Genomic DNA, 12,869 nt, shown 5'->3' on the forward strand with positions numbered 1-12,869 from the left:
TCTGTCTTTGAGATTTCCAAAGCTTGCTAATTTAACTCTTTCTTCAAAAATTTAGCTGTGTAGCTTTTTTTATTTTTTATTATTTCTTCTGGAGTCCCTTTTGCAACAACTTCGCCACCACCTTTTCCACCTTCGTGACCAATATCTATAATGTAGTCAACGGTTTTGATAACGTCTAAATTGTGCTCGATAATTAAAACCGTATTGCCTTTGTCTGCCAATTTATTCAATACTTTCATTAGTACATTGATATCTTCAAAATGTAAACCAGTAGTAGGTTCGTCTAGAATATAAAATGTATTTCCTGTATCACGCTTGCTTAACTCAGTTGCTAATTTTATACGCTGTGCTTCACCACCTGAGAGGGTTGTGCTTTGTTGACCCAGAGTAATGTAGCCCAGGCCAACATCTTTTATGGTTTTAAGCTTTCTATATATTTTTGGAATATGCTCAAAGAAATCTACAGCTTCATTAATCGTCATATTCAGTACATCACTAATTGATTTTCCTTTATAACGAATTTCTAATGTTTCTCTATTGAAACGTTTACCTTGACAAGTTTCACATTCTACATAAACATCTGGCAGAAAATTCATTTCTATAACTTTAAGCCCGCCACCTTGACAAGTTTCACATCGTCCTCCCGCTACATTAAAACTAAAACGCCCCGCTTTGTACCCACGAATCATAGCTTCAGGAATCATGGCAAAAAGTTTTCTTATCTCGTCAAAGGTCTTGGTGTACGTTGCTGGATTGCTGCGTGGTGTGCGACCAATTGGCGATTGGTTAATGTCTATTACTTTGTCTATATGCTCTAAACCTTTGATACTTTTGTACGGCATTGGCTTTTTTACGCCATTAAAATAATGGGTATTGAGAATTGGGTAGAGCGTGCCATTTATCAAAGTCGATTTACCACTACCAGAAACACCAGTAACACCAATCATTTGACCTAAAGGAAATTCTACATCGACATTCTTAAGATTATTCCCCGTACAGCCTTTTAAGATTAGCTTCTTACCATTGCCTTTACGGCGTTTCTTTGGTATGGCTATTTCTTTTTCTCCGTTGAGATATTCAGCAGTTAGCGTACTTTCTGCTATGAGTGCTTTTGGGGTACCTTCACTTATAATTTCTCCACCATGTTTACCAGCAAAAGGTCCTATATCTATAACATGGTCTGCACGCTCTATCATATCTTTGTCATGTTCTACGACAATTACAGAGTTGCCAACGTCACGAAGTGATATTAAGGAATTGATAAGTTTTTCATTATCGCGCTGGTGCAAACCAATGCTAGGCTCGTCTAAAATATATAGGACGCCAACCAATTGTGACCCTATCTGTGTTGCTAAGCGTATGCGCTGTGCTTCTCCGCCAGAAAGCGATTTTGAGCTTCGGTTTAAGGATAAATAAGTAAGACCAACATCTACCAAAAATTGTACTCTAGCTTTTATCTCTTTTATTATTTCGGCTGCGATTTTTTGTTGTTTTGAAGATAGTCTTTCTTTAAGATTATCAATCCATTCACCTAACTCAATAATATCCATTTTTACTAAATCGGCAATACTTTTATTATCAACTTTAAAGTAGAGTGATTCTTTTCTTAAACGTGAACCTTCACAAGTAGGGCATTCAACTTTGTCCATAAACTCTTTTGCCCAACGCACAAGAGAAGTTGAGTTAGACTTGTATTGACTTTCTATAAAATTGGCAACACCTTCAAAATCGATATCATAATTTCTAGAAACGCCTAGTAGTTTGCTTTCAACAGTAAATTTTTCATTACCGCCATAAAAAATCATTTGTTTAGCCTCTTTAGGAATATCTTTCCAAGCGCTATCTAGTGAAAAGTCGAAGCGTTGTGCAATGGTATCAAATTGCTTAAAAATCCAACTCTTTTTTTGCGGTCCATGAGGTGCTAAAGCCCCATTTTTGATGGATAAAGATTCGTCTGGTACTAATTTTTTCTCGTTTACAACATACAACTCGCCAATGCCATTACATTTTGGGCAAGCACCTTTAGGTGAGTTAAATGAGAAATTATTTGGCTCTGGATTTGGATATGAAATTCCTGAAGACGGACACATTAAATTCCGACTAAAATACCGAGGTTCATTGGTATCTTGGTCAATAACCATAAGCACATCATCGCCGTGATACATGGCAGTATTGATAGATTCCATGACGCGCTTTTCATTGTCTTTGGAATCGTCAATTTTTAAACGGTCAATAACAATTTCTATATCATGTGTTTTGTAGCGGTCGAGTTTCATACCCTTTTCGAGGTCAACAATCTCACCGTCGGTACGAACTTTTACAAAACCTTGTTTGGCAATTTGCTCAAAAAGCTCCCGATAGTGTCCTTTACGAGAACGAATGACAGGTGCCAATATATTAATGCGTTTTCCCCTAAAAGATTCTAAAACCAAATCTTTAATTTGCTCATCAGAATATCTTACCATTTTGTCCCCAGTTTCATAACTGTAAGCGTCTGCAGCACGAGCAAAAAGAAGTCTTAAAAAATCATAGATTTCTGTAATAGTGCCAACTGTAGAACGTGGCGATTTACTTGTGGTTTTTTGCTCAATGGCTATTACTGGAGATAAACCATCTATTTTATCTACATCTGGCCGTTCTAAACTTCCTAAAAACTGACGTGCGTATGCAGAAAATGTCTCGATATAACGACGTTGACCTTCGGCATAGATAGTATCAAACGCTAAAGAAGATTTCCCGCTACCAGATAAACCCGTTATTACAACTAGTTTTTCCCTTGGTATGGTAACATCTATATTTTTTAAATTATGAACTCGTGCGCCTTGTACTTCGATAGCATCATCAAATTTGGACATAAAATCTTCCTTCTTTTTCTTTATTAAGCAAGTCGTAAAGGTACAATATTTAGTTGTTAATTTAGTGCTAAGGTTTGCCTCAGAATTATTATAATTGTGTTAGAAATTTAAAAGAAATACTATGAAATTATTAGGAATAGGCTCAAGAATAAATCATACTGAATACGGAAAAGGTGTTGTAACCAACGTGACATCTCAACATTATTGGGTAACCTTTATTGAAAACGGATTGGAAACATTAGAATTAGATGAAAACTTTGAGGTGATTGAAGGTGCTGAAGATGATGTAGACACGGTTAGTTTTTATGAAGTAGAGAAGAGTTTGCGACGTATTCTTAAAAGATGGTCAGACGTTTCTGAAGTGGTTAACATAGCTGATAAGTGGAAAGGAGGAAAGTTGATTTTTGAAGCTGGAGACCCTAATCTACAAGGAAAAGAAATGCCAATCGATACGTTTTTTCATAAAATCACAATGGTAAGAGATAGGCTTAGAGTTATGGAACAGAAAATTAATTCTAGTAAGAACTTGGATGAGCAAGAAAAAATAGACTTACAGCAGTATATTACCCGTAGCTACGGAAGTTTAACAAGTTTTAATGTGTTGTTTAAACTAAAGAGTCAACAGTTTAAAGGGCAGTCTTCAAAATAAAAAATATTAATTCCTGTAAAAACAAAAACGCCGAGGTATTAGCTTCGGCGTTTTTGTTTGAATTATTTAATGGCGTTATTTTATAATAAGTTTTCGTGTAACGCTTTTATCACCGTCATTTACTTTCATGATGTAAATACCAGTACTAACGTTGTTAAGATTAATTTGCTTATCAAATCTTGATGTCGGATCGTAATTTTTGTTAAATACTAACTTACCTGAAATATCGTATACATCTACATTAACCCCAATACCTGAATTAGAATTAAATTGTATCGTAAAATCACCATTATTTGGATTCGGGAATAACGCGAAATCATTAAGCTCAAAGTCATTATCTCCTAGTACAGCTTCAACTGTACCTGAACATATAGTTATAGTAACTGTATCTAAGGTTCCAGTATTTGCATTATCACTAACATCTGTAATTAAAAATACCCATTGACCATTTGAGTTTTGGCCATCGTAAATTGATAGTGTCTCAGCTGGTTGCCCTGAGCCTCCAGAATTAAAATCTACACAATTAATAGTTCCTGCTTCATCATCATAGGTGAAATCAGTGTTAGCGGTTCCGTTACAACTTCCATTACTTAATTCTTGAAAACCTGAGGCTTGTTCCGGGCTTATTATTGCTGTGAAAACTTCTCCATTATTTGGATGAGTTATATTTACACTTACATCTACATCAGTTATAGTTTCAGAGTCATTAATAGTAAGTGCAAAACCAGTGTATGTTGTACTACTGACAGGAATTGTTTGATTTACATTAAAAATATAATCTTGACATGATTCGTTATTGACTATAGTATAATTTCCAATAGCAAAAAATGATTTGTTTATTGCAAAATAAATATTGCCTACAGCTTCTATTTTTATTCTACAATCCCCAGAAGTAACTCCAGGAGGAAATGTAACTGATTCTGTCCCGTCATTTGCAGTGTTTGCAGCTAAAGTTGTATTAAAATTTAATCCACCATCTGTTGAAAGTAATATATTTACTTGTGATGTATTAATTCCATTTGCTGTGGTGCCGGCAACATCCCATTCTACAGTTGTTGATGAATTTTCCATAAAAACCACTGGAGTTGACTGAGAAGTAATTTGAAATGGACCTACATTAGCAGTAGTAACTATCATATCATCTCTATTAGTCTGTCCTCCATTGGGTGATTGATTATCTCTTACTGTTAGTGCAAAATTCATTGTACGAGCTACATTAGGAATGACTTCCCATTGCGGTGTTAAGTTATCATCTAAAATATCACTTAATTGAGGAAATGTTCTCTCACCGGTAGATAATGAAGGTCTTGATCTAAATTGCGGGTTAGTTGTACTAGTAGTATTAGGTTGGTCAGTAGTTGTACCTGTGTCTACCTGCTCCCAATTGTAAGAAAGTGAAGCGCCAGAATCTATATCCGTACCTGTGCCGGTGAGCGTAAATGCTGTTCCAAACGGAATTGTATAATCATCACCTGCATCAGCAGTTGGTGCAGTATTGCCATTTGGTGTATTAACAGAACACGTTGGCGAAGAAGTTATTCTTGCATACATTTCATCTATGCTTACTGCATGAAAATGGTCATCACTATTTGGCTGTACATTATCTGACGCACAGATACCTGCGTAACCCATGATAGTATTACCACTTCCAACCTCTACAGCTGTTCCTTGGTTTCGTTGTCCACCACAATTGCCATCTCCACCATTATAACTATGGTTTGCACCAAAATGATGTCCTACTTCATGTGCTACAAAATCGACATCAAATACATCACCAATAGGGCTGTTGAGACCAGTTACAGCTCTAGCTTTTGTGTTAGAAAAACAAATTCCACCTAAGGATGCAACACCACCACCACCAGTTGAAAATACATGACCGACATCATAATTGGCAGTACCTATATTTGCATCAATAATTGATTGATTTTGAGCTAACATTGCAAAACCATCATTGTTTGTATAGCCATCATTTTCTGCAAGAAAGATGATATTTGTATTATCAATTAGCATCATGGAGGCAGATAAGTCCCTCTCATATATACCATTAACTCTTGTCATGGTTACATTCATTGCAGCTAATACAGTTGCTCTTTTTACTTCGTCAGTTGCAGCTTGCTGACCGGCTGCATTAATATGGAAATTAGAATATTCTTGGGTTGACGCTAATGCAAAACGAAAAGTCCTAAATAGACCGTCATTTGCATTTCTCAGATTTTGTAGTCTATTAGAGTCTGGTTGATAAGGGCTATTTAAAGCCATTTCGTCCGTTAATTGGCAGCTTAATCTATCGATATCGGAATACAGGTTATCTTTTGCATACAATATGTAAGAGCCTAAATCTTCTGTGTAAGGGTCTATATAATACGTTTTACCAATAGTGTAAATTGAAGCATGAAATCCAAAAATAGTTGTACTAAAACGCATTGATACTCCAGGATTATCGATATTTATGCCAACATAAGATTGAATGTCTGGATGCTTTTCCGCAAATTCTGCCTCCATGATTGAGGCATTGTAAATCTGATAACGTTCTAATTCTCCTTTAGCATTCGGGAATTTTATATAGGTATCAGATTCTAAATTAGAAGAACGGCTAACAGCATTTCCCAGTTCGTTTTTTATACCTTCAAAATTTAGGTTGTAAACATCAAATTTAGTAGGAGTTGAGTTCCTATCTAACAATTGGCTTTGCTGAATTTTACTTGCTGATGTTTTAGACCAAAATGATTTTTCTTGAGAAAAAGCAAAAAAGGGCAAAATCAGTAAGAATAAGTAGATTTTTTTCATGAGTAATTAAATTTAAATGGCTAAAGTTAACAGATTTTAAGAAAAAAATATGTTAATAAAGCGACCTAATTTAATCTCAATAGTTTATTCCTTTCAAATTTGTAAGTTCTAAATCTAAAAATAATAACTTGTGATGTGTCGGTAAATTAGCTCCACTAGACATTGTTTTCCAATTATTCCATGTCGCTTTAAGCCCAGAAATGGGCAAAATATCAACCCACATTTGATAGCTTGTTGGCATACCTTTTTCATTGATATGCCAAAGATAAGAATCCCCAGGTGTGGTGCCTCCAGAAGTATAGGTCACCAATAATGCCTCTTTATTGTCTTCTGTTTTTGCCAGCTTTCTTATCGTTCCTTTATCGAATACTTTATAAGGTGCTACTAACCAAAACGAATCGTTATTAAAATAAGACTCCGCCTTACTTATTAAATTTTGTTTCTCAATACCATTGTATTTTTTATTTGAAACAAATACACTTGATTTTTCTGGATTTTTTAGTTGAAGTATTACTGTGAAATCTTTCCATTTTACCTCACAACTATCAGCAGATTTATACCATTTGTAGCTATGTGCACTTTTAAATGTCCACTCAATATAATCGGTATTTTTGTAGGCTTCATAATCAAGAGCGTTCAGCATTTTATGGGCTAATAGGTCTGCTTTTGGGCTTTCGATAGCTTCTGGCAGAGGCTCATTGTATTTTAAGTAAATAAACCCAAAAAAGAGTAGTGTAGGAAGTGTAATAAAAACAACAGCACCGCCTATGAACTTTAATATTCGGAATATCTTTTGCTTTGGTGAAAGCTTACTAAATGGTTTTATTCTTTTGAATTTGAACAAGATATTGTTTGTTTTAAAATTTCAAAATTACAATTATGAGATTAAAAAACGGATTGATAAATCATCGAATTATCAATCCGTCCATATCTTAATTTATAATAGTTCTTTAATTATCATTTTTATAGCCTTCTGGACGTTTCCATCTAATAGGAGGAGCAGGTTCAGGTTTTAATTGAAATTCTTCGGTTTTTAATAGTTTCATGGCTTCTTCAACAGCACGCTCCAATTGTGGGTCGTTACCTTTTGCTGTTTCTTTTGGATGCTGAATAACTTCGATATCTGGAGCGACGCCTTCGCCTTCAACAGCCCATTTTCCATCAACATCATAAAATCCACCACGAGGTGCAACCATACGACCACCATCTATAAATCTTGGTGTATCCCAAGTACCAACTAATCCACCCCAAGTTCTAGTTCCTATAAGTGGTCCGATATTTTTCATCTTAAACATATACGGCAACAAATCACCACCAGAACCTGAACGCTCGTTAATAAGCATTACTTTAGGACCCCAAATTCCTGCCATTGGCGTTGTCCAAGGTCGGTTGTCGTTTGCTTTGCTATTAAAATAGCCAAATAACTCTCTAGACATTATATCTATCATGTAATCTGCTGCGGAGCCACCACCGTTGTTACGCTCATCGATAACAGCCCCTTTTTTATCTTGTTGTGCAAAATAGTAACGGTTGAAAGAGGTAAAGCCGCCACCTGAGGTGTTTGGAACATAAACGTAAGCTAATTTTCCGTTTGATAATTTATCTACTTTACGTCTATTGCTTTCCACCCAATCAATGGTTCTAAGTCCGCGTTCATTTCTAATTGGTTTTATTAAAACGTCTCTTGAATCGTTTTCTGAAGGTTTAGAGTTTACTGTCAATGTAATCTCTCTTCCCGCTGTTTGTTCTAAATGCTTGTAGATGTTTTCAGAACCTGAAATAGGTTTACCATTAATGGCTATAATATAATCACCTTCTTTAATATTTAAACCGGGTTTTGCCAATGGTGCATCTAGATTTGGATTCCAACGTTCACCATTATAGATTTTTGAGATTTTATAACGTCCATTAGAAACTTCAAAATCACAACCTAAAAGACCAACAGGCACATTGTCTAAATCAGGGAAATCGCCTCCAGACACATAAGAATGTCCTACGGCTACCTCACCACTCATTATGTCTACGACATAGTTGAGGTCTGTTCTATGGCGCACATGGTCTATCCAAGGCGAATACCATTGATAAACCTCATCCCATGGCGCACCATGTACGTTGTCCACATACAAGAAATCTCGCATATAGCGCCAGCCTTCTTTAAAAATTTGATGTGCTTCTGCTTTAGGGTCTAATTTTATCTTTAGATTTGTTTTTAGGACATCTTTACCTGGTTTTGGAGCTGAAGACGTACTTGTTAACATCCATTTTCCACCACTAAATAATAGAATTGATTTTCTGTCTGCTGAAGTCACCAGTTGGGTAACGCCGTCGGCAAAGTCCGACGCTTCTTCTTTTTCTACATCATAAGAGTGTAATTTAAACCCTTGTTTGTTCGGTATAGTTTCCGCTATAAATATTTTATGTTTTGGACCTTTAGCAAGAGCTACATAGTTTCTTGCTGGTAAATCTAAGGCTACTGCTCTATCAAAGATGCCTTCTTTATGAATGCTTACTTTAACGTCTTTTTTATCCTCGTTTTTCTTTTCGCTGTCATCGTCAGTTTTAACGTCTTCCAGATCACTCTTTGGAAGGTTTGGCGCTTTATCATTTTTGCTCAGTACAACAGCATAAAGGCTTCTGGCTAAATTGGCACCTGGGTCGTAATTACTCATATCTAACCAACCAGACGATAAGCCGTAATTAGTGCTAGCTAGTGTATAAAGGTATTTGCCTGAAGCATCCCAAATTGGTGTAATGGCATCTGCTATTGGGTCTGTTAATTGAATGATTTCTTTGGACTCTATATTGTAAGCAAAGATGGATTTAAAATGACTTTTCTGTTGTTTGGCATATGCAATCCACTTACTATCTGGAGACCAAACAGGATTCATAGCTCTGTTTGGATGGGCATAACTATCTGTATCTACAATGTTTGTTTTTTTTGTTTCAAGATTTATAATCCAAATGTTGTAATGTGTATCTGTGTAGGCTATGTGCTTTCCATCAGGAGACCAATCGGGTTGAAAATAAAACGTAGGATTTGGTAAAGTAATAGCTTCTATATTCTGGCCATGTTGGTCTGCTAACATCAGTTGGTATTCACCGCTTTTATCAGAAAACCAAGCAACTTTATCACCTTTTGGAGACCAAATTGGTGCACGGTCTGCAACACCAGGTGAATTGGTTAAGTTAGTCCAAGTACCATTTTCTTTTGGAATAGTAAAGATTTCGCCTCTGTGTTCAAAAATAGCGCGTTTACCAGTTGGTGATACGTTGGGGTTGCTTAAACTACTTGCTGAAACATTTTCCCATCTTGGTCTGTAAAAGTTGAGGTCACCATTAACAGTGATGTTGAGTTGTTTTGTATTTCCGTTTGAAGGATTATAAAGGTGTAAATAGCCACCTTGCTCATAAACAATTTGATTATCACTTGCATCTAAACTTTTGACATCAAATTTTTTATGAAACGTCACTTGTTTTTCTTCTTTTGTATCGGGATTAAATGACCATATATTCATCGTATAGTCACGCTCGGACAAATAGTAAACCAATCCGTTTAACCAAACCGGGTCAAGATGACGTTCTTGGGTTGGCTGCTGGGTTCTTATCAGCGCTTTTGTTTTCATATTAACTACCCAAATTGGCATGGCTTGTCCACCACGATAATTTCGCCATTCTGCATCCCAACCTGTAATCGGTGTGTAGGCTAGATATTTTCCGTCTGGTGATAATTCGCCATAAGCAGCACGAGGAATATCTAGTGCTTCCGGTAAACCGCTATCGGTGGCTACTGTGAAGAATTTGCTCGTCATTGTTGGTTGATTCTCTCTTCCCGAACGAAATAATACTTTTCCGTCTGGTGTCCAGCCTTGCACAAAATCGCCATCAGGATGATACGTTAATCGTTTTGGTTCGCCACCTTCAGAAGGAATAACAAAGACGTCTATATTTCCATCGTATTGCGCAGTAAAGGCTATTTGCTTTCCGTCTTTAGAGAAATGCGGGCTAGATTCGTAACCTTCGTCACTAGTTAGTCGAATAGCGTTGCCGCCATTAATATTTGCTTTCCAAAGATCATTGGCATAAACAAATACCACATCGTTACCATGCAGTGTTGGTTGTCTTAACAGTTGTGTGCCTTGAGCGTTAAGATTAAGCACAAGAAGAAGTGCTAAACCCGATAATAGATGTTTCATGTTGGTCGATTTAATTATACCAATTAAAGATACAACTATGCGTTATATGAAATTATAAGACAATGTTAAAACCTTAAAAGCCAACTGCAGTATCGTCTCCGCGTTTGTCTGCGCCACCTTCTAATTTACCATTTTCTAGCTTTAGAATGCCATCTACAATACCAATAATTGGTGAACGAGACTCATTTATTATGTAGCCTTTAGCTTCGAGTTGTTTGATAAGGGTTTTATCAAATGAATTGGGTTCCATTCGGATTTCATCTGGCAGCCATTGATTATGAAATCTTGGAGCGTTAACGGCGTCTTGCATGGTCATTTTAAATTCGTGAACATTTAAAATAGTCTGCAAAACCGAAGTAATTATTGTAGAGCCACCAGGTGTACCAACTGTCATTAACAATTCGCCATCTTTTTCAACAATTGTAGGCGTCATAGAGCTTAGCATTCTTTTTTCTGGAGCAATACTATTGGCTTCCGCGCCAATAAGGCCATAATAATTGGGTTCTCCAGGTTTAGAGCTAAAATCATCCATCTCGTTATTTAAAAAGAAGCCTAAATCGTCTGCGTAGAGCTTAGAGCCATAACCTCCGTTTAAGGTCGTAGTAACTGCAATGGCATTTCCAAATTGGTCTACAATAGAATAATGGGTGGTTTCGTCACTTTCGTAGCCAATAATTTGTCCGTGAGAGATGGAATCTACTGGCGTTGCTTGATTGAAAGAGAAGTCCTTCATTCTATTTTCTAGATAAACACTGCTAGTTAAGGTTTCCGTGGGTATTTCAACAAAATCAGGGTCGCCCAAATAATAGCTTCTATCTGCATAAGCACGTTTTTCAGCTTCCACTAATACTTGGATGGTTTTTAATGAATTATGCCCAGAACCAGCTAAATCAAAATCTTCAATCATCGTCATTATCTGATTTAAACAAATACCACCAGACGACGGTGGCGACATGGATGTGATGGTTAAATCATCGTACATAAACTGAATGGGTTGACGCCATTTAGCTTCGTATTTTGTTAAATCTTCTAGCGTTATAATGCTACCTTTTTCTTGAAGAAACGTCACGAGTTTTTTAGCTGTTTCGCCTTTGTAGAACTCATCTCGTCCATTAGTTGCAATTCGCGTTAATGTTTCTGCTAAAGCGAAATTGAAGACTTTATCGTTTTCCTTTAAGTCTTTATTAAAGAGGATTTTCTTTCCATTAATAACTCTAAATATGCTATCGTAGCTTTTAAATCTGTTCTCCTGATTTTTGGTTACAACAAATCCATTATTGGCCAAATCGATAACTAGCTGTAAGATGGTTTTTACATCTAAGTTTCCAAAGCGTTCCTGAGCTTTGAAAATACCAGCGATTGTACCTGGAATTCCAATAGCTAGAGGACCAACTGTACTTTTTCCTTTTATAACATTTCCCTCTTCATCAAGATACATGTCTTTAGTTGCTGCCAGAGGTGCTTTTTCGCGATAGTCTAATGCACCAACTTCTCCATTTGCTAAGCGGTAAACCAAAAATCCACCACCACCTAAATTACCAGCATATGGGTAACTTACAGCCAACGCTAGTTCTGTGGCCATCATGGCATCAAAAGCATTTCCACCTTTAGCCATAATATTTGAGCCTATTTTTGATGCTTCTTTACGTGCGCTAACTACCATAGCATTTTCGGTAATTAGTCCTCTATTATTAATGGTGGTTTTGGATTCTTTAGTTGTCTCTTTACAATTGAATAGTAGAGATATTAGAAGTAATAAAAAAAGATGTTTTCTCATAAGCTGTATTCTTTTTCTAATGCTATTCGCTTTGTTTCAGTTTCTTGTTTTAGTTCCTCAAAGAAGAGTTTAAAATCATTTTCAAAGGCTTCATAAAATTCAACAAGTTCCTTTGTTGCTTCATTCATTTTAGAGCGTCCTTTTGTTCTACGATTCATGCCATCTAAAACTTTCTGAATACCTTCAATAGTGGCATAACTCAACAACCAGTTATCGTTTATCATAAAGGGCACTAGTTTTTTAAAGCGTTCAGGTAATATTTCAAAATGTTGTTTTAAACTGTTATAAAAGTTCTGAATGTAAGCGTCCAAGGATTGCTCATTATAATCGTTCCAGTTTTTTGCTAAAAAATGATCATAAAAAATATCTACAATGACACCGCTGTAATGGCCATAAGCTTTATGCAATCTTCTTGTGCTATCCCTAAAGCTGGGATGTGCATCCGTGTAAGAATCGATAAACCGATGCAATAAAATACCGACTTGCATTGCTTTAGGATAGTCTTTATAACGTCTTCCTCTTATGCCATCTGCGGCAAAATTGCCAATGGTAAGTAGTTCGTTTTCTCCAGATAGGTAAATATGGGCTAAAAAGTTCATTGCCCCGAA

Annotated in this window: 7 protein-coding genes; 1 reads left to right on the top strand and 6 read right to left on the bottom strand. The window is 36.3% G+C overall.

Annotated elements, in window-relative coordinates; all coding sequences use genetic code 11:
* Window positions 1-26: 26 nt before the first annotated feature.
* Window positions 27-2,855, bottom strand: a complete 2,829-nt coding sequence (gene uvrA, locus BUB95_RS11070; RefSeq protein ID WP_073086433.1) for an excinuclease ABC subunit UvrA — start codon at window positions 2,853-2,855, stop codon at window positions 27-29.
* A 121-nt stretch (window positions 2,856-2,976) separates the two neighbouring features.
* On the opposite strand from uvrA, the gene BUB95_RS11075 reads away from it, so the two are divergent.
* Window positions 2,977-3,504: a hypothetical protein gene (locus BUB95_RS11075; protein WP_073086435.1), complete on the top strand. Its 528-nt coding sequence runs from the start codon at window positions 2,977-2,979 to the stop codon at window positions 3,502-3,504.
* Window positions 3,505-3,579: 75 nt separating this feature from the next.
* On the opposite strand, the gene BUB95_RS11080 is transcribed toward BUB95_RS11075, so the two are convergent.
* The 5 genes from BUB95_RS11080 to BUB95_RS11100 form a co-directional block, all read right to left on the bottom strand.
* Window positions 3,580-6,291, bottom strand: coding sequence for a zinc-dependent metalloprotease family protein (locus BUB95_RS11080; protein WP_073086437.1), 2,712 nt, complete (start codon window positions 6,289-6,291; stop codon window positions 3,580-3,582).
* A gap of 76 nt (window positions 6,292-6,367) precedes the next feature.
* Window positions 6,368-7,135, bottom strand: coding sequence for a hypothetical protein (locus BUB95_RS11085; RefSeq protein WP_234969261.1), 768 nt, complete (start codon window positions 7,133-7,135; stop codon window positions 6,368-6,370).
* A gap of 106 nt (window positions 7,136-7,241) precedes the next feature.
* Window positions 7,242-10,484 carry a S41 family peptidase gene (locus BUB95_RS11090; protein WP_073086438.1) on the bottom strand — a complete coding sequence of 1,081 codons (3,243 nt, stop codon included), beginning with the start codon at window positions 10,482-10,484 and terminating at the stop codon, window positions 7,242-7,244.
* Window positions 10,485-10,557: 73 nt separating this feature from the next.
* Window positions 10,558-12,261: a gamma-glutamyltransferase gene (ggt, locus tag BUB95_RS11095; RefSeq protein ID WP_073086440.1), complete on the bottom strand. Its 1,704-nt coding sequence runs from the start codon at window positions 12,259-12,261 to the stop codon at window positions 10,558-10,560.
* Complete coding sequence (locus tag BUB95_RS11100) at window positions 12,258-12,860, bottom strand: acyl carrier protein phosphodiesterase (RefSeq protein WP_073086442.1); 603 nt, start codon at window positions 12,858-12,860, stop codon at window positions 12,258-12,260. The genes ggt and BUB95_RS11100 overlap by 4 nt, the downstream gene beginning before the upstream one ends.
* Window positions 12,861-12,869 lie beyond the last annotated feature (9 nt).

The organism is Winogradskyella jejuensis (genome assembly GCF_900129745.1).
Classification (GTDB): Bacteria; Bacteroidota; Bacteroidia; order Flavobacteriales; family Flavobacteriaceae; genus Winogradskyella; species Winogradskyella jejuensis.

What these genes read in the sequence shown, in the direction of transcription:
- BUB95_RS11100 (WP_073086442.1), bottom strand. Translation starts at nt 12,860, where the DNA reads ATGAACTTTTTAGCCCATATTTACCTATCTGGAGAAAACGAACTACTT.
- BUB95_RS11075 (WP_073086435.1), top strand. Translation starts at nt 2,977, where the DNA reads ATGAAATTATTAGGAATAGGCTCAAGAATAAATCATACTGAATACGGA.
- BUB95_RS11080 (WP_073086437.1), bottom strand. Translation starts at nt 6,291, where the DNA reads ATGAAAAAAATCTACTTATTCTTACTGATTTTGCCCTTTTTTGCTTTT.
- uvrA (WP_073086433.1), bottom strand. Translation starts at nt 2,855, where the DNA reads ATGTCCAAATTTGATGATGCTATCGAAGTACAAGGCGCACGAGTTCAT.
- ggt (WP_073086440.1), bottom strand. Translation starts at nt 12,261, where the DNA reads ATGAGAAAACATCTTTTTTTATTACTTCTAATATCTCTACTATTCAAT.
- BUB95_RS11090 (WP_073086438.1), bottom strand. Translation starts at nt 10,484, where the DNA reads ATGAAACATCTATTATCGGGTTTAGCACTTCTTCTTGTGCTTAATCTT.